The sequence below is a fragment of the Bacteroides neonati genome (genome assembly GCF_000499785.1).
GTDB classification, from domain to species: domain Bacteria; phylum Bacteroidota; class Bacteroidia; order Bacteroidales; family Bacteroidaceae; genus Bacteroides; species Bacteroides neonati.
Window position 1 is genome coordinate 441345 of record NZ_HG726021.1, and the last position, 19209, is coordinate 460553.

17 protein-coding genes are annotated in these 19209 nt (G+C 45.1%); 2 read left to right on the forward strand and 15 right to left on the reverse strand.

What is annotated here, in order from left to right; translation table 11 throughout:
* Nucleotides 1–15 precede the first annotated feature (15 nt).
* Together TY03_RS11250 and TY03_RS11255 are read right to left on the reverse strand one after the other, a co-directional pair.
* A complete protein-coding gene (locus TY03_RS11250; protein WP_024996422.1) occupies nt 16–1659 on the reverse strand; it encodes a hypothetical protein in 1644 nt (547 codons plus the stop codon).
* On the reverse strand, nt 1656–2525 hold the full coding sequence (locus tag TY03_RS11255) for a hypothetical protein (protein ID WP_024996421.1): 870 nt from the start codon (nt 2523–2525) through the stop codon (nt 1656–1658). Before TY03_RS11255 ends, TY03_RS11250 begins: the two co-directional genes overlap by 4 nt.
* Before the next feature lie 215 nt (nt 2526–2740).
* Between TY03_RS11255 and TY03_RS11260 the strand changes: the two genes are divergently transcribed.
* Both TY03_RS11260 and TY03_RS11265 read left to right on the forward strand, forming a co-directional pair.
* Entirely contained in the window at nt 2741–3508 is a 768-nt protein-coding gene (locus TY03_RS11260; protein WP_027317987.1) for a type IV toxin-antitoxin system AbiEi family antitoxin, read from the forward strand.
* Nucleotides 3501–4403 carry a nucleotidyl transferase AbiEii/AbiGii toxin family protein gene (locus TY03_RS11265; RefSeq protein ID WP_024996419.1) on the forward strand — a complete coding sequence of 301 codons (903 nt, stop codon included), beginning with the start codon at nt 3501–3503 and terminating at the stop codon, nt 4401–4403. The genes TY03_RS11260 and TY03_RS11265 overlap by 8 nt, the downstream gene beginning before the upstream one ends.
* A gap of 20 nt (nt 4404–4423) precedes the next feature.
* On the opposite strand, the gene TY03_RS11270 is transcribed toward TY03_RS11265, so the two are convergent.
* The 13 genes from TY03_RS11270 to TY03_RS11330 all read right to left on the reverse strand — a co-directional run.
* Nucleotides 4424–5758, reverse strand: a complete 1335-nt coding sequence (locus tag TY03_RS11270) for a hypothetical protein (RefSeq protein WP_024996418.1) — start codon at nt 5756–5758, stop codon at nt 4424–4426.
* A complete protein-coding gene (locus tag TY03_RS11275; RefSeq protein ID WP_024996417.1) occupies nt 5749–6726 on the reverse strand; it encodes a DUF6046 domain-containing protein in 978 nt (325 codons plus the stop codon). The genes TY03_RS11270 and TY03_RS11275 overlap by 10 nt, the downstream gene beginning before the upstream one ends.
* Before the next feature lie 10 nt (nt 6727–6736).
* A complete protein-coding gene (locus tag TY03_RS11280; RefSeq protein ID WP_027317986.1) occupies nt 6737–10552 on the reverse strand; it encodes a phage tail tape measure protein in 3816 nt (1271 codons plus the stop codon).
* Between the two features lie 280 nt (nt 10553–10832).
* On the reverse strand, nt 10833–11204 hold the full coding sequence (locus TY03_RS11285; protein ID WP_024996416.1) for a hypothetical protein: 372 nt from the start codon (nt 11202–11204) through the stop codon (nt 10833–10835).
* Nucleotides 11205–11257: 53 nt separating this feature from the next.
* Nucleotides 11258–11740: a DNA N-6-adenine-methyltransferase gene (locus TY03_RS11290; RefSeq protein ID WP_024996415.1), complete on the reverse strand. Its 483-nt coding sequence runs from the start codon at nt 11738–11740 to the stop codon at nt 11258–11260.
* A 169-nt stretch (nt 11741–11909) separates the two neighbouring features.
* Nucleotides 11910–12365 (reverse strand): hypothetical protein, encoded by a 456-nt coding sequence (locus TY03_RS11295; RefSeq protein WP_024996414.1) that lies wholly within the window; start codon nt 12363–12365, stop codon nt 11910–11912.
* Nucleotides 12366–12373: 8 nt separating this feature from the next.
* Nucleotides 12374–13717, reverse strand: a complete 1344-nt coding sequence (locus tag TY03_RS11300) for a DUF2586 family protein (protein ID WP_027317985.1) — start codon at nt 13715–13717, stop codon at nt 12374–12376.
* A 3-nt stretch (nt 13718–13720) separates the two neighbouring features.
* Nucleotides 13721–14044, reverse strand: a complete 324-nt coding sequence (locus TY03_RS21475) for a hypothetical protein (protein WP_024996413.1) — start codon at nt 14042–14044, stop codon at nt 13721–13723.
* A 69-nt stretch (nt 14045–14113) separates the two neighbouring features.
* A complete protein-coding gene (locus tag TY03_RS11310; RefSeq protein WP_024996412.1) occupies nt 14114–15157 on the reverse strand; it encodes a hypothetical protein in 1044 nt (347 codons plus the stop codon).
* A 105-nt stretch (nt 15158–15262) separates the two neighbouring features.
* A complete protein-coding gene (locus tag TY03_RS11315; protein WP_024996411.1) occupies nt 15263–16534 on the reverse strand; it encodes a Clp protease ClpP in 1272 nt (423 codons plus the stop codon).
* 129 nt (nt 16535–16663) lie between these two features.
* Nucleotides 16664–17467, reverse strand: a complete 804-nt coding sequence (locus TY03_RS21890) for a KilA-N domain-containing protein (protein WP_024996410.1) — start codon at nt 17465–17467, stop codon at nt 16664–16666.
* 504 nt (nt 17468–17971) lie between these two features.
* Nucleotides 17972–18451 (reverse strand): hypothetical protein, encoded by a 480-nt coding sequence (locus TY03_RS11325; RefSeq protein ID WP_042370033.1) that lies wholly within the window; start codon nt 18449–18451, stop codon nt 17972–17974.
* A 1-nt stretch (nt 18452) separates the two neighbouring features.
* The coding region (locus TY03_RS11330) for a KilA-N domain-containing protein (RefSeq protein WP_042370223.1) at nt 18453–19209 on the reverse strand (757 nt) is incomplete at its 5' end.

Consider the following 19209-nt stretch of genomic DNA (forward strand, 5'->3'; position numbering starts at 1 on the left):
ATTAGGATATGTCTATCAGCTAACTTTCACGACGCTGTCGCCACTGCAACTATCGCTCACCCAGAGTGAACCATTGGTGGCACTGTTTTTCTGTACTTCCAACTCGTAAATCCGCATCTTCTTGCGAATGGTCAATTCATCGAAAGTAGCAGCGCTACTACCTGTTGTCAGATTCTTTAATACAGCCCACCCATAACCAGCGAAACCGGATGAAAATCGTTCCGAACCCAAGCTGTCAATAAAGTAGGCGTTTCCGAAATGCTTTATGCCATCTGTCGCAGACATCAGGTAATGCTCGCTGGAAAAGTATAGGTGCTTATCGGTTAGTCTGGTGAATGAACCGTCGATGCCGAGGTGTTTTTTGGATTCTACCGGTTTGTCAAAAGTGATAAAATCACTATTCGTGTCGATGTACAAGGAGATGGAGCCGGATTCCGGCAATTGATAGACCGAAGAGGATTCCCTAAAACCCATCGTTGCCTGATGAGACTGCTTGCTGAAGATAAGCTCCCTGCGATTTCCGCTTAGACTCACACCATCTGCAAAAGCAAATCGTAACTTTTTATGCAGAATTACTCCTTCGTCCCCATCACTCACCCGATAAGTGGAAAGTAGATCCGCACCGTAGTTATGGGCAACCCTCAGCGAGTCGGGGAAGTAAGCACCACCATATTTGGTAATAAGCATATTATCCCCATCAATATCCCATAGACCGGCAAAGAGTTTTATCTTCTGTGTACGTTCGCTTCCCAGGAGCAAGTTGCCATAGTCACATGACAAAGCAACATCGGTTTCATTTGCCCGAATCAATACGGGAGAGCTACCAATCTTCACTCCACAGTTGGTGGCAATGTTCAAGAAACCTTCCAATAGAGCACCATCGGCTACAACTGAAAGAATCTCTTTACCGGCAAAGCCCAGTTTTACCCCATAGATGGCAGAGAGCTCATCAGATAGAGTGGTCTTACCCTTAACCTTCAACTCACCCTCAACCGCAGCATCTTTCATCGACCAGCGAACGGTTGAGAGATTGGCATTACCGGCATGATATACCTCTTTGCCCTGAACATAAACAGCCGTACCTGAAATAACAACGCCTTTTGCTTTACTCTCTCCGAAAACCATCTCACCCCGACTAAGCAGAGTCGATGAGCCAAAAGACAACAACGAGTTTTCAAGGTAAGCTGTTCCGTCAGATGGCGTATATCTCAATAACTGTTTGCCACCGATATAAAGGTTACTGCCACCGATACGAATATCACCATAAACTTGTAAGCCATAAACAGGCGTTACACCGTCATCGGCAATCTCACGATAAGTTTCCAGTAGCCGTACATTTCCCATCCCTGCCTCAAAACCATAGTTAGCCCGGAGGGTTCCGGTCATGTCGCCGCCTGTCTTTTTCAGATAGCCAAGCAGTACACCGCCATCTGTACCATCACCTTCTCCGGCGACAGCTCCCGCTATCGCTTCGGCAAATCCGTAAGCGGTATTACGAAGACGAAGTGATGTATTGTCCCCCTCTTCAATGCCGTATGGGTTTTCAGGACTTTTCTTATCCTGAGCATTAAAGAAATTATGGTATAGCTGGCTATATATAGCATAGCACAGACTATTTGGGTCTAAGTTCCCGATGTCTGGAAGTAGTGCGATACTCATTTCGTGTAGGCGGTTTTAGACAGAAACTTCTGGATTTTAGAAGCAAGTGAAGGAAAGTTCGGGCAGTTGATGGCCGGCATGGTTCCCATCAGTGTGGGAGTCATAATCTTACTGCACTCAGTGATAAATTCGAGCATTAACTGTGCAAGCTCATTTCCAAGGACCAGCGGTTCGGTTGCTTGCTCATCCCCGATAGTTACTTTGTTGTCCGCCACTACTACCGTAGTACTGTTTACCTTTTGCTCTATCTTATCTGCCAACTGATTAACCTGGGATTTATCAACCTTTTGAGCAATGGATTCCGGTGTTACTGTGATTTCTGCCTGTTTGTCGTTCTTATTCTTGGCTATGGTCTTAATCTCCTCCACCGTGTACTTGGTCGAAGTTTCATTGCCTGTCTTCTCTAACTCATCGTAGTCGGGTGAGTCGTTGCTTTGGGGATCTAACTCCTCGGTTTCGGCCACGCCGACAACCGTCTCCTTGTGAGAAAGCAGTTGGATAAAATCGGCATGAGAGAAATTCAGCACATAGGCATATTTTGTAGCGGCATCGGTTACAATGGTTACATCCGAAAAAAGCGTTGGAATAATCAAAAAACCACCGGAGTTATCTTTCACCCCGGCGAGCAATACGCCCTGATGGGTGATCGGTTCGCTACTAGCAGTTTCATCCGGAAACTCCCTCACGTCAATCGTGCCACACAGTTCTCCATCTTCGTGTATCTTGGCGACATAACCGTGTATCATGCGTGCCGTACCAACACCTCCCGTACCACTCTCTGACATGTTCACTCGCTCAATGCTACGCCCCAATGCTATTTTGCGGATAGCTTCACCAATCATCCGCTGACTATTCTTTGATTCCATAAATTCCTTTTAGGGATAGAATAGTCATTTATGTGAAGATAAGATTAAGAGTTCACCGAGATTATCTTGATGTTCAAACAAAGGTTTGCAGTTTCATTTAGAGCATAGAAATAAACTAAAAGTATACTGTTGCAAAATAAATATAACCGATTTGTTTGTAGAATGGAATTATACTTGCTATCTTTGCGGTTAGAAATTATTTATAATAATACACCGTGAGTATAGATACTTCAAATAAACTTAACCGCTTATTGCAATCGGAACAGCAGGGGAAACTCTTTTTTTCGGCCTATCTGCAAAAAAAAGGTTACTCTAATCAGTTACTTAAGCGATATCGTAGTTCAGGTTGGTTGGAATCGCTCTCAAAGGGGGTGATGTATAGAACCGGAGGGCAACTTCGCTCTTTTGGAGCAATTGCGAGCTACAACGAGCAAATGGGTAAATGTTTACATGTCGGAGCTCATTCGGCATTAGAACTCTCCGGATTCAGCCACTTTGTGCCTATGGGTAGGCCGCTTCTTATGGTTGGACATCCTGTTTCTGAAGTTCCTCCAAATTGGTTGAGAACCTGTGTCTTCGAAAGGGAACTGCAATTTTTCTCCACCAATACATTTTCAAAACCACAATTTTTCAATCGAATAGAAGAGGGGTTTGAGATAGCGATAGCCGCTCCGGAGCAAGCTTTTTTAGAGTGTCTCTTGCTGACACCTACACACTATACCTATATGGACTTATACTATATAATGGAGCAACTGACAACGCTCAGGCCAGAGGTATTACAATCTATGTTAGAGAATACCGATAATCTCAAAGTTAAGCGTATGTTCCTCTATATGGCTCAAAAGGCAGGACACTACTGGTTTGAAATGTTAGATAAAAGTAAAATCTATCTCGGTACATCAAAATATCAACTATCGAAAAACGGAGTCTATATACCTGAATACAAAATAACAGTACCAAAAGAGTTATACGACTATGAATGAATTGTACAAACAGCAGGTAGGATTGCTTATCAGAATTATACCTCTTATCTACCCTATTAAAGAGTTTGCCGTACATGGCGGAACGGCTATTAACCTATTTGTTAGGGATTTGTCCAGATACTCGGTCGATTTGGATATAACATACCTACCTTTAAAAGAGCGCGAGGAGAGTATGGCCGATATTAACCGCATTCTGCTTGAGTTAAAAACAAGTATAGAGAAAGCTATTCCTGGTATACGCGTAGTCCCTAAACCTGCCGTATGGAAATTACTTTGTACGAAAGACGGAGCTACAGTAAAGATTGAAGTGAATGGTACTAAGCGTGGTATTATTGGAGAAGTAGAAGATAGAGAACTTTGCCCGAAGGCACGAGCTGAGTTCAATATGAGTTGCCGGGCTAAGATCGTTCCTTTCTCTCAATTATATGGAGGTAAAATATCTGCCGCTTTGAGTCGCCAGCATCCACGAGATCTGTTCGACTGCAAATATATGGAACTGGAATCATTTAGTGATGTGAAAAATGGGGTGATATTTTGCCTACTCGGAAGCGACAAGCCGATAATCGAATCGTTACAACCTAATCCGATAGACCAAAGTGAAGCCTTGAAAAGTCAATTCAAGGGAATGACTGATACTACTTTCGACTATGAAGATTTTGAGCAAGCAAGGGTTGATTTGATAAAACAGGTAAATGAGAGTATGACTACCGAAGACAAAGAGTTCCTGCTTTCCTTTGAACGTGGTGAGCCCGATTGGAGTAAATGCTGCGCGGGAAACTTGAGCCTTTTTCCGTCAGTTAGATGGAAGCTGCAAAACATATTAAATCTAAAAAAAAGTAATCCTCAAAAGTTTAATGTAGGAATTGAGAAACTGTCAAAACACTTAACTCTATAAGTTTTTTTTCTCAATACCACCTATGTTCCCGGAGACTTTGATATCCGATAAGGAATAGTTATCTTTTGTCTATACCCACTTGTCCCAAAAGTGGTAGTGACCTCTTCCACAAGATAAATTCCATTTTTGGAAGGGTTGCGATCATCAATCAGTTCCACTTGAACGGCAGTGTTCAGTGCCAAATCACCGAACAAAGTTAAGTGTCCGGTAATGCCGTTCAGGTTGTAATTACGAAAATATTCTATCGTCTCTTCAACCAACTTGTCAGAGTTGATTTTCATGTTAGGCGACATATACGGCACAATCGTGTAAGTACTCAAATCGACCTTGGTCTTGGTATTAGTACCTTCGGCAGTTGTATTGCCTGTCACCTTATGGGTCTTCTTGCTAATTTGAGTGGCATTGACGGTCTGGAACTCTTTACTTCCTTTGACTGCCGGGGCATATTCAGGATTCATGCGTACCGTAACTTCAAAAAACTTCTCATCCGCACCCAATGCCTTGCCTGTGACAGCCAGAAACTTCGGGTCGGTCTTCACAATTTTCAAATCATTGTTCGCAACGTGGTAGTTGAAATAGATTTTGAAAGGCTTCGCCTCGCTATCCTTCGGAAAAACGGGTTGGCTTTTGGATGATGAGTACGGACGGCCAATGGCAATGGTCGGCATATTGTCTGGTGAGTTTTCATCATATTTCAAAAAGCAATATACCTTATATTTGCTCCATTCAGACAGAATGTCAGCAACTGTAAAGTTATCGGTAATCTTCACCTTGCCTATCTGAATATCAAACCGTTTTGTGTCAGAGTGAATCTCAAAGCCTGTATCTTTCAGTAGTCCGTACTTTTCGCCCAGTACGTCGTTCACACTAACCGACGCTTTGGTCTCAAACTTGGGAGCCTGTTTCAGTTTCAGTTTATAAGCCATATTCTCGCACTGAATCTCAAACTGGCTGTCGGAATTATAAGCGGAGATATACCCGTCAAACATATTCTTCAACACACCGTTGTAGCCGAGCTTGATATTCACCCGTTGCCCGATACAGAACGAAGTTTCATTCATGGCTTGCTGCGAGGTGCGCTTTTCAACGATTACCCCGTCCTGCATAATCTCGGTTGTAATCCTACCGGCATCCTTGCCCTCAATGGTAGCATTTCCTATGAGGGTACTCTGATAGACCGTTCCCTTGGGAAAGACAATCTTCGCCGTACCTATCAGTTTTTTATAACTTTCTTCAATCTCTATCTCCTGTACTTCGGTCAGTACGATGGGGTTCTGTATTGCCATCGGATTACTGGGATCAGCATCTCCGATGGTAATCCGGCAGCATAAAACATCCAACATATCTATACCCATAGTTTCGAGATTTTAAGCAGTGATGACGGGTCGATAGTTTCAGCACCCAGTTTGGCATACTTGATCCACTTGTTTGAATGCTTGATGGCAACATCCACTTTCTCCTCAGCAGCTATTTTCAACTGTATGCTCTCCGAAGGCTCTACCGCTATACACGAAAGCGTGTAAGGTTGGATATTGCGACAATCCGTAGCCGGAAGCGAATAGTTCAAGATAATCAGTTTGTCAATGTTGAATTGACGAAGAACCGTGTTATCACAGTCAATCACACCTTTAAACTGCATCAATTTCAAGAACTTCGATACTTCGGCTTCCGGATAAACATCGGGGTACTTGCTTGTAATTTTCCCATTGATGGATATTTCCAAATCACCACCCGATATAAACTCCTTACGGGTATAATCACGTCCCTGAACCTGTGTCATCAGGATATTATTCTTACTGCTGACTTGCACCACAGGCTGCAAATCGACAAACTCTACCAACCCATAATTGCTGTTGGCTTCTACTTTACCGCTTTTCGAGTTGAAATAGTTTCCCTCACCCGATATGACCAGCTCCAGATAGTCTGCCACCACACGTCCGACAATACTATCCGAATAACTTTTTTTCTTAGCGACGGCCTGTTGTTCGGAGATAAGCTGGTAGTATTGCCCGGTTTTGTTGGCAATGCTGGTCTGAGATTTGGTTTGCAGGTATTTATCACGTTCTTTTTGCTCCCAGTATTGCAGGAAACGTGGATATGAGCGCAACGCCCCGTATGCCAACTGGGAAGTTGTCTGAATCAAGGCTCGTTTTAATACCTCCCTGTCTTTCGAGAAGTAGTGAACCGCTCCGTCTTGAAACTCCGCTAGCCCCATACCAATAGCACGTCGGGCAGCATTACTGATATAGCCGCCCAACGAACCATTACTGATGATTCCACCACTTAGCAGAACCGATTTACCTATATTCCATAATCTACTCATATTCTAAATTTTATCCGTTCCACGATGCGTCGAAGTCATGCACCACATCAATCAGTGCCTGTGCCATTTGCTCTTTCAGATTCTGTATCTCCGGTGATTGCCCGTTTTCCGATTTGAGTAACTTAATAGTTTCGACACTAAGTAGATTAGTGATATTGACGATGACTTGTTTAGGTGCAGCCGACGAAAGTTTCCCTGTTCCGGAGTAGTTACCGCCTGCCATGCCGTCATCGGGATCACCGGAGTTATAGGTGATGCCGTTGGCATTGAAAGGTTGGGGATCTGCCATGTCCGGCTCATTGGAATAGAGCGAACGGGTAAACCCGGCTTTCTTCATAATGTTCTCGGCTATTTCTGCCGAACCGCCCCATGTCTGACGAAGGGAGGCAGTGAACTTCACGACCTTATCGTGTACCTCTTGGTAGTCGGCCAGCGCATCTTCTCGTTGCTTGTCTGTGGCATTCTTGTCCAAGGTCTTTTGAACCCAGTTGCCATTTTTGTCTTGAACAAATCCATTCTGTGCAAGCAGGTCGAATTTAAAACCTCCCGATGCCATTGCCGCCTGTGCCGCAGCCTGTGAAGACATAATCTGACGATAACGGGTTGCTATCAGGTTGATTTGAGGAACCACTGTGCCATTCATATACTGGGCATAGTGCGGAAGCTTATGGGCATCAGAGTCTTTTAAGTCGCCAATGCCTTTTTTGTAGGTAATGTTCCCTGCTTTGTCTTGTGTCCACAGTGTACCATCCGGCTTGGGTGTGTCTTGTCCGAAAGACTTTTGTATGTTCTGGATAAATGCCCCGATTTCAATATCTGTTCGGGCTTTCCCCAATGCGGCATACGCTGAGTTTACACGAGCCTGGCTATCCTTACGGGCAAGAGTCAATATCGCACTGCGTGTATCGTCCTGCCGGGCATCCGCAAAAGAGTACCGATCAATAGAAGTGCCTCCGTATTCAGCTTGTCCGGCCAGAGCAAATGGGTTTAAGAACGCTGCCCACCAGTTACCGGTAAAGGCTCCAATCTTATGTCCAGATGACTCTTCGATCGTTTTTCCGGCAGTCAATTCATCAACCGCCTTCTTTGCATCCAACGCATTCTGGTAGGTTTTGGAAAGAGAGGCGTTCAGTGCATCGATAGACGGATAGCGATATTTCTCATTGGCGACTATCTCTTCCAATACAGCATCCTTGGCTTCTTTTACCTTCCATGTTTTGTAAGCGACCCAACCCAAAGCTCCAATCAATCCCGCGATACCGACTGTTGCCGCGACTGCTCCGGCACCTAAAGCACCAATAGAAGCACTTGCTCCAATCAATCCGTTGCCGGTAGCTACCTGAGTGGCAAATAATCCTAATCCGCTACGCCCGGCAATGCCTCCGGCACCGGACATCAATGCCTGAGTCATAGCTCCTTTTCCCGTTACTCCGGCAGCACTCAGAGCCGTAACGATAGACCTTTTGTTGGCAAAAGATAATTTACCTCCTCCCAGTCCGACCAAAGAAGAAATCATTTGAAGTCCCGAACCTGCGACCGACTGCTTGCCGATGTAACCCAAGGCTACACCAACGTTCGTCAGGGCTCCCGCAAGTTTAAAAAGTCGCGTCGCTACAAATCCGGTAAAAAACAAAGGCTCTATCCAATGGAAATTGCGTGTAAACCAAGTTGCGACATTCCCAAGCAAAGACAGGATATTAAGTATGGATTGACCGATAGAGGCCAGTCCTTTCGAAAACTCTGCTGTTTTGAATTTTTCCAAGAAATCCCGGAGAGTTGTTTTGATGACAGGCTCCAATGTGTCATATCCCTTCATAAACGACTCGGAAAATTGAGAAGTGACCTGAGCCCAGAGCCCCTTGGTATTGTCCTGCTTCACCTTCGCCAATTCTGAAGATATACCATGTGAGCCGCTATTTTGCGTGGTAAGAGTACGGAGTTGATCGTAGTTACGGACAAACATCATTGCAGCGTTACCACCGATTTTGCCAAAAATAGCCTGCATATCACCCATTGTTGCACCTTTGGCATTCAACTCCTCGAAAATCTCTGCTAACGGGCGCAGTTTCTCAACCTGTTTGCCATAGATGTCACGATACTCAGTAAACTTCATACCCAATCGGTCAAGGGTCTTCTGGGACTCTTTGGTAGGTTTGGCAAAACGGGTCGCCATCGCACGCAAAGCAGTACCGGCCATAGTACCTTTGACACCCATGTTTCCTAAGATACCGATAGCCGCCGAACTTTCGGAGAACTCCACGCCAGCCAAACGCATATAACCTGCTGCCATTTTATAAGATTCAGCCATCTCGATCACATTCACATTCGAACGGGAAATAGTCGAAGCCAGAATATCGGCAACTGAATTCATGCTGTTACTCTTTATGTCATACCCGGCCATAATGTTAGTGGCAAGGTCGGCTATTTGGGATACATCATTATCGCCTATGAGTGCAAGGTTGGTGATTGGTCGGATTGACTCATTGATGGTCTCTATACCCATACCAGCCATTGATAGGTACTTGACCGCTCCGGCGACCTCAACAGCAGTAAACTTGGTCTCAACGCCGATTTTACGAACATAGAGAGCCATCTTCGCAAAACGATTTTCAAAGGTGGTCAAGTCATTATCGGCTACACGCAGAATACTCTGAGCCGAAGTCATTATGTTGGAATACTCAACCGCCTGAGTAATCTGACTGCGCATCATGCCATACATAGCGTAGGCATTGAACATGTGCATCATCGGCAGGTTACGGATGGACGGGGTACGAACATATTGCAGACGGTTAATGGCCGCCCGCTGTTTGTTGGTTTGTCCAAGTGTGGCTGCTCGTTGTTGCTGCCTTACTGCCGTTACTGCCTGTGCCGCACTTTGCTCTTGTCGTCGGGTCTTCTCACGGATAGCTTTGGCAGCTTCGGCTTCCGCACGCCGCTGGTTTGTTTCATTGCTTCTGGCAATACGTTGACGATCCCATTCCTTGCCTTTAGCCTCAATAAGGGCTCGCTGCATATTCAGTTTGGCAGCCTCATCAGCACGGGCGAACTCAGATTTCTGTGCCCTGAGCGCACGCCCGGTTATAAGCCTTTCCTGCAATTTATCCGATACTGCCTGCGGCATCACATAATCCCGCTGAGGATTATAGACAAAAGGCGGTTTGATATGATTTGGAGCAACGGTTGTTGTTCCTTTGCCGGGAGACCCCATACCGATACCGAGAGTCATCTTTGAGGCTCCTTTTATCTGATTCATCAAAGCAAGGATTTCCTGAAGACGCTGCTTGGCGACATCGGTTTTGATATTAACCTCTCTGCCTTTCTCAAGTGAGACCAGTGCAGCATTGATTTTGCCAACCACTTTAGTGATGCTCTTCTGGCTATCCATCATCGTCCGCACGGAGTCAGCAGCACTTTTGTCAATAGCCGCCTTTCGCTCCTCTGCCAACTTTTTATCCAAGAGCGTCTTAGCTTTGGCTTTTATCGTCTTGGAATCCAAAGGCTGACCGGCATTGATGGTCAGATTGATTCCTTTGGATAATTCCCCTATTTCGGATAGTAAGGTTTTGACACGGGTAAGTTTCTCTTCGGTCTTACTCGTCTCAATATTTACTTTAAAGTTATAATCCCGTTTTTTGCCGCTCTTGGTCCGAAATACCCTATCAATCTCAGACATCATGTTCTTGATGTTCGTAAGTGCAGGGGTAATGTCGTTTTTCGCTATCAACAAGCTTTTTACCGCATTGGCAAAATCTTGAACCTGTCGCGTACCTTGAGTGGCTTCTACATCTATTTTATAACTGACCGTATAATTTTGTTCTTGGGCCATAAGTCTGATTTTGGTGTAGAATAGCCCCAGAACATCAAATCCGATTAAAAAAATAAGCCCCCGTCAGAATTGTCCGACAGGAGCTTGGCAAGAGTCAATTAAGGATTTTGTGTTTGTGCAAGAAATGTGTTACTCACGCGACTCATGGTCATCTGCTGATGTAGCCATAGAGCCTCCTCGGAAAGCATTGCAAACTCTTCATCCGAGATGTCATTTAAGTTCACGCCGGGAAAGTAGTGGCGGATGTAGATAATCCGCTGACGGATGCGTTGCTCGTCGCTTACTTCCCAGCTTTGGATAAACCCACCAGTGTACTTTGACGGGTGGTGATGATTTCAGACAACTGTCCCATCAGGCCGAACAGAAACAGAGATTCGTTATCTACGAGCTCTTTATCTCCGTCGATAAAGCAGTCTTTGGCAAGGGTACGCATCGCTGTGACCTCATCCTTCTTTGAGGCAGCCATGAATTTGCTGAACTGTGGGAATGTAGGTTCGGCAAGATAAGCCACGTATAGTTCTTTTTCTTCGCAGTCCGTATCGCCGAAGACTACCATCGGATAAACCTTACGCAGTTTCTTTTCTGCTTTCAATTCCAATGCTCTTTTTCTGATTTGCTCCTCTTGGATCAGTGTCAATGATTTTTCTTCCATGATTTTGAATATTAATGTTCACTCTCAGAGTAGGAGTATGTTTTGCAAAAGGTTTAGAGCAAGATGAATTTCCCTTTGATACCACAGCTTTTCAATATCTCGCTATTGACTTCATTGAAAGAAATCAAGCATGATGGTGCTCCGGCTGTACCGCCACGTTCGCCCGTTACATGATGAAACGATAATCGCCCCTTGATAAAGAGTATCGAATGTGCTTTCTTAAAAATGAGTTCCTGAAAGAGCTTGGTTTCTGTTCTGGAAAAAGTTAAAGCAATGGCGTTTTTATGTTCGACACATCGCTCTATAAACTGAATGATAAGCTGAGTATCATAGGGTGGGTTCACCCAGCATCTTCCAAACCACGGTTGCTTCAATCCGTCATCCTCGATTGTGTAATGTTGGGTTGCTGTTGGCCAAGGTCTGTTTATCGGAGCGCAGGGGTCTAAATCAAATTGCCCAAGTTTAGCTAATAGTTCCGGTGGAGTCAGCCATTGATTCTTACCTGTCGCAGAATTGCCTTCAAAAGTTACATTCATTCTAATAATGTGTTTATGTATACCCAGAATAGCCCTTGTTGCATAATTTGGTTGATTTTAAAAGACCGCCACTCTCACGAGCGACGGTCTTCAACCAATAAAATTAAAACGATGAACAAAAAGTGTATCAAACTTTCACAGATAGAATAGGCATTATTTTCAGAAAAGTTTAAATCGTATCGCCATCGCCAATCTGGATGTCAAACGGGTTCAAATCGAACTCCTTTGTGATGTTCGTATCGTCCTGCTGGCTCTCCATACCATCCTCTGCAAAAATACACCCCTTAAGTGTGACGGTGGTAGTCGCCCAGTCATCCGATGCCATTGGATTGGCAAACGACACGATCAAGTCAAACTCACCAATATCCATCAATGAACCATAGGTAGATCTAAGCATCTGTTGAGTGGCATAATCCATCGTGATTGATGCGGTATAGGAGATATTTCCGAAACCACGTGAGACAGGCTTTCCTCCCATACCGTAGTTTGATTCAATCTTACGTTTCTTGTTCCACTTGATTCCGGAGACACCCTCAAGCGTGGTACTTCCTTCCTCGATTCCAAGGGCAGTCGATGAGAGGGTAATCATTGACCATGAGTAAGCTACATTATTTATAATTGCCATATCATTAATTATTTAGCGGTTAGTGATAAGCCCTCCTCAACATAAATTTTCGTTGCCACACCTACCGGAACAATCACATAGGAGATACGCAGCGTGTCATCAATGAGCACGTTCTGGTTTGCGTCAATATTGACAGCATAACCACTGATCTCCTGAGCCGCTTGCATCTTAGCAAGGATATCACCGATGAGGGTTTTAAAGGCTGAAATCTTAGATGGAGCAAGGAAGCCTGTTGCTGGATTGACCATTAGAGGTGAGTTCACATAAGGCAGTAAAGTGGCACGCACGGAACGACGGCTCTTATTGATAGTACGATTTCGGGCAATAGTTCGATAGTCCCCAATTGAGCAAGTTTGGTCTTTGCTGATGTAGATGCCGTTCTCACGTCCGGCATACTTCATCGGGAAGATGTAGCCTTTCTCATCCAAGTCATCAAGCAATACCGGCGACAACGATTCGTACATATTCAGACTTACAAACTCATCTCCTCCGGTCAGATTAATGTCTCCGAAGCCTAACTCAATATCTTGGAAGTCATCATCAAAGAGGTTGAACATCTTAACCCAAGCCACCGATTCCTGAACATTTGCACGAGCAACAGCTCCCATCATCGCGCCGATAAATCCTACCGGAGTGTTGTTCACATTGCGTTTCTGCATCGTCAACACCTTCGAACTACGAGCCTGACCGAAAATAACACTGATACGACTCGACTCACAGATAGCGGTCGGGATCTTATTCAAGTCAATCTGTTTACCCTCGCTCGTGCTACTACCTGTATTAGACGGGTTAGCCGAAAGCACTATTGACAAAGGTTGATGCTGGTCAGCCATTGCCACCGCTTTGCCATTGAGGGTTTTAACGATATTGAGGTTGTACTTTTCCTCTGCACCGTTCAACTTCCACAGGGGTTGTTCTGTCCATATACCAAGCTGGTTAATGGTTCCTCCGGCTACTCGCTGCATCGCATCGATAGCGTCCCATGAAGCCGAACAATCAGCAAACATCACGTAGAGTTTGCCGTTACCATCCACATTGCCGGACATACGGAAAAACTCACGGATATGATACGCAGGAATGCCATGTAGGAAATTGACGTTGTTCTCGTCATCCTCTGTGGTTTCTATGCGCTCAATGATACCAAAATCCTTAATCGCCGATTTGAAATTCGTTACATACAGGACATCGTTTAGTTTAAGTTTACTCTCATTGTTCTTTCCGTACCCGGCAGTGAAGAGTTCGGGTTGGAGAGAAACATCGAAGAGCAACCCGGTCACTTTTTCCTGACCGGATACACCGCTGTACGGGATATTCCCGTCAACGTCTTTTATGATTACATTTCCTAATGCCATGATTTATTTTTTGTAAAAGGGGTTTTTATAAAGTACCGCATTACCTCGGATTAATTTGGGGGTATCAGCGGTAAAGGCTCCTCCGTGTTTGTCCACGTACAGGGATTCATTCATCGGGAATGATTTGAGTACATCAAGCGTGTAGCTATCCGGTTCTTCTGCCACCGATTTCTTTTCCCCTTTTTCAGGGGAGGGAGCGGGTGCCGGTGCTGTCGCAGGTTCCTGTTGGGATGTGAGAGCTGTGGTATCTGCTTCTGCTCCCAGAAAGGCCTCGGCTCCCTCTATCGGAGCCGCATTTTCTTCTATTTGATTTTTCTGTTTAGCCATGATTCTTCTGGATTTGAAAAAGGGAGATGGAGATTGCTCCACCTCCCCGTTGATGAATGATAGTGAGTCTTAGACAGTCTTCTTGTAGGCAGTGTGGACTACGATTTCACCCGGACGTACAAGGTTGATATCCATCTTCATGCGCATTTGAAAGAAGAAGAGTTCAGAGTTGGATTGCAGGCGGTCAATCTTCAGAACCTCCGCATCATTCGCATAGTCAACGCCCATCCAAAGATTTGATTCCATGCCGGTCGAGAACTCACCCAGGACGATGGTGTGCTCAGGGATGCCGACAATCGGAATGATGCGCTTGCCTTTAAAGCGGTAGCGGTTCACCTCGGTATTTTCCGAGTATTTCACCTGCTTATCGGAAATATACTGGTCATAAGCGTCCCACGCATCCCAGCCAATCACAAAGGCAAGGCTGGTCTTTTTACGAATCTGCTTGGGGCACTTCTTCCACATCGCATACAACGCCTTTTCGACCGCCGCACCATCTGTCAACTCGGTATTACCCGATACGATGCACTGCCCTCCGGCTATGGTTTCGGCATCGGTGGCATTCACGTTGTCAATGATGCGTTTCACAACACCGTCGAAATACTTCTCCTTGCCACGACCAATCTGAATAGAGTCTGCCGGAGCAGTGACACCTGCACTGGCGGCGCCTCCCTTGGCGGCAGTCCAGATGGCATTTCCAATATACTCGTTCTTCTTGTCCATCAACAGGCGAAGCATCGTTGCCTGAACTTTTGGGTCGAGTTCACGGAATACCAGATTACCATCAGGCTGCGCGAACTTCCAATACTTTTCGTAGTCGCGAGGATTAAACTCCAGATAGACCATAAAGTCGGAAGGTTCAAGGTAACGCTCTGTAAGCGTGTACTCATTCTCGCCATTGGCACCTTTGGCACCGTGGTTACTTGTAGGGGTGGGAACATTATCCTGAATAATGTCACCTAATTTGATGGCCGGAAGCGTGTACTTGTGCTGGATTCCGGCTTTGATATGGATAAGACCTTCCTTGTAGGTGTCGTTACCCTGTGCGGTATAGGTGAGCAGGTCTTCAAGTACCTCACCGTTATAACCGTTCTGTGCAAATGTATCAGCCATTATGGTAGTTTTTTGATTATTCTTTTTATCAGCTTAATCTGCACTACCGTATGCGCTGTTTACGGGTGTTGTGTCCCTCACGACACGTCAATTGATATAGATGGACTACTTCATCTTTTTGAACTCGAAGTTTTCGCCTACTACCTGTGTTACTTTCTCAGCCATCTTTTCCTCGACTGTTGTAGCGGCAGCGGCGGCAGCTTGGATGTTGGCGGGGTCAGCGGCAATCTCCTTGGAAATCTGCTCACGCTCAGGGATACCGTTCAATGTATTTTCCACCAGTTCCGGGTTACTATCGGCCATGGCCAACCAATCCGCTTTTGTTTCACGAGAGATTTTACCGGCCACGATAGCCGCTTCAATCATCGTTTCATTCTTTGTCTTCTTCCCGTTTGCCTCCTTCTGTTGGTAGGTAGTGAGCGAAGCGGTTGCCGTAGAAAGGTCTTTTTGAAGGTTGGTAATGGTCGCATCCTTTCCGGCAATCACCGTCTGGGCATCAGCCAGAGATTTTTCCGTCTCTTTCAGTTTCGCTTCGACAGCCACCAAGGAGTTGATACGGGCCATTACATCCTTGACCTCGTAATTTTCTTTCATTCCCAGTGTCGCGGCAACTGCGGCGTACTCTGGAGAGTTGTTTTTTTCTGTACTCATGCTTTGGGTATTATCTGTTTGGGGTAGATTAGGTGTTTGCGTTTCAAAAAGTTTAATGCCGATTTCAGGAGGCAAAGCCGCACTGATTCCTTGCATCAAGTCCTGAATACGTGAAGTGTCTTCCAATCCTGAGAGTTGATTTTTGACTGTATCGCAAATTTGTTTCGAGGTATGCAGGACATTTTCAGCCGGGATGATACCCGCTTTCACGGCAGAAGCCGCATCGAAGAATGTTCCGTCCCGGTCTGCTTCTCCGGTCATTATCGAGCGTATGTGTTCGGCTTTGAGTCCGAATCTCTTCCGGTAAATGGTTTCGATTTGCTTGGTAAAAGCTTTCACAAGATCCGAGGGTTCTTTCTCGTCCTCACCCTCTCCGGGCTGGAATGGGTTATGAATCATCAAAATGGCGTAGTCACGCATCAGAGACACATCACCAGCCGCCCAGATAATAGAACCCATAGATGCCGCAATACCTTCAATCACACATTCAGTCGGTATCTTGGAATTACTGATAGTCGAATAAGTGGTCATACCAAACAGTACCGAACCGCCTTCGGAGTTGATTAGTACCCGAACCAAGGATGGACGCACGCAGTTTTCGAGAAAGTCGAACTCGGCGTTGAATTGGGAAGTGGACTCTTCGGTCACTTTGCCGAAAAAGCGGATGGTTGCAACCTCTCCACATTTTGCCTCCCCAAGGATATTTTGAAATTTCTCTGTCTTCATAAAATTGCCTTTGGGAAGGAATAGCCGCTTTTTCGGAGAAAGGTTTAAAACGAAAAAGCGGGCTAAAGCTGTTACACTTTGCCCGCTTGGGAAGGACCGTAATTCTGTTCTTATCGGATAGTTCAGAAGTTATTTTTCGATAAGTGAATGGATAAATTCTCGACCCTTGCTCGTCCATGCCAGATAAGTTACTTCAACAGGAATCATTTCGTCGTCGTCGTTAAGCCTTTGGGTGAATGTCTTTCGTTCAACGGCATAACCGGCATTTTTGTGCCTTTCGGCAATATACCACGATCCGTCAATCTTGATAGCCACTCCCTTTTTGATGAGTAGCTTATTCAGACCCGCTGGTGACATTCCGAGTTCATGGGCAATTTTACTGACGTTGTGTATTTTACCAGCCTCATCCCATTGCCGAATCTCTTGCAAGTTATCGTAAAACTGCACCTTCGTGGCATTCTGCTCGACCTGAGCTTCCAGCTCTTTATTCTTCTCGTCCAGCAACCGATTCTTCTCTCGACTCTCCTTGACATGCTCCACCATAGCTAGCACAAAGCCGGGATCGGTAGCCGCTTTGAGTAGCATCTCTTCGGTGGCGGTCAGGCCGAAGCGCAACAACTCCTTGATGCGGTCGTTGCACCAGATGGCAAACATGGGTGAAAGCCACCTGGCAAATTCGAGGGCAACGTCTTCGTGCATCCATGTACCTGAAGTATTGCCCCCTTTCTTAACTATCACTAAATCAGCCAAAGTGATTTCCTTCACTTTGGAAAATTCAGCTAAAAATGCGTTGGTTTGGTCTAATTTCAAAAAATCTACCGGACGTTTGCCGAATTTCTTCGCCATCTCGGTGGCGTTAAGCATTCTGGTTCCTTCTCCCATCTGGAAGGAAACCGGATTATTGTCGTACTGGAAAGTTTGTATGTTATTCATAAATTCATTGAGTTTTGAGACAATCTATAGCAGTTAAAAGAAATCTGAGAGTTGTACCTATTGGATAGTGGATTTTGGGACTAAAAAGATTAACCTGAAGGTTATTATTTTCTTTAAAAGAATATTTATACTGGAAATCAAGTGTTTGCATATTGGTATTTATATACTGAAAGAGTTTATTTACAATAACTGAGATTGTAGGTCTTCTTTGTTACTTATCACAATACAGGGAGAATATCATAGTTCCCTCTAAAGAGGAAACTATGATAAAAAGAGAAGAATAAGAGGGTCGAAAAGGTATTAACCTTCACTTACGTTCAGGTATAATACCTTTTCTCCCTATGTGTTTCACAAGTCTAAAGCCTTGTGAAATTAGTAATTCTTGATAGTAGTAGTTATAGGTAATATATATGTATTATATATACATGGTAGTTGCCGAACTTTCACATGAAAGCTATTTTATTGATTATAAAGCAAATACATTTTCCAACTAAACAAGAACACTTAACTATGCCCCAGTAACTCCGATTCAACTTGAACCAAGACATCCAGACGGCTGAAAATTTCTTGGACTACAGGAAAATTACTGCTATCCAACCACTCTTTAGCCACGTTATAAGCCAGTCCTTTGCTGAAAACATAGTTCTCCGGCTTTATATCGTGACGGGAAAGCCGCCCCTCAGTCGGTTTCAAGCCCAAATCATGTAGCTGACAAAGCCCGTCCTTGTGAAACACGCACCATCCCTCGTTTGTTTGTTCAGCCTGAACCATAGCGATGGAGTAATTCAGCTTTCCCAATATCAGCCCGACACACCAGTAGGTCGGTTTCAGGTTCTCCATGTAACCAGCCTCAATTAGCTTCAAAATATCATGCGGCGTTCCCAGACATGGAGTCCGACACTGATTCTTGCACGCCTGGCATTTACAAACACTCGGCTTTCGTCCGGTCTTGCGGATGATTTTTTGCAATACATTCTCTGCCATCTTACCGCTTCTTAGAATATAACTCCGGGTGTTGTTCACGCCACATCTCAATGATATACTCACGTCCGGCCTGCGTCCATCGTTTGACCGAACCTGTCGGGTAAATCTTGCCATCCTGTTTTTCCCACATATAGGGAACATCACATTGAAGAGCCTGATAGGGAGTGTGAACGACCCAGCGATAACCCTCAAACTTGATGATGTTATTCTCCGCCAAGAACCGATGTAGTTGTACGGTGCTGATTTCTAGTTCGTCCGCTATCCGGGAACTCTTGAAATGATCGCGTTCTTCGACATACTCTTCGTAAAAAGTGACTTTGGGTTCATCTTCCCGTATCTTCCGGGCTTGGTCGGCAGCCAGCATCAACGCCTCTTCAAAGTTTTGAGGGACAGGAAAATTACCAACGGCTTCGCTGAATGAGTTCCGATGTTCCCGTTTGGCAGGAACAAGTGTTACATATCCCTTTGTACCAAGTTCCTTAATGCGCTCGTTGCACCAATCGGAAAACTCAGGAGAGAGCCAACGGGCAAACTCCATCGCTAAAGGTTCTTCAATCCATGTTGCACCGTAATGACCGCGAGTAGTCATTACCTGGCTTTCCATCGAGAGCGATTTGCCGTCCCGGACCAGGGCAGATCTGAACTCTGTCGTGGAAGACTGCGTAAGCCATGTCGAAGGTAATTTATCAAATCCTTTGGCCATCTGAGTGGCATTGACATATATTCGTCCACTGTCGGCCTTGAACGTGTTGGGAAAT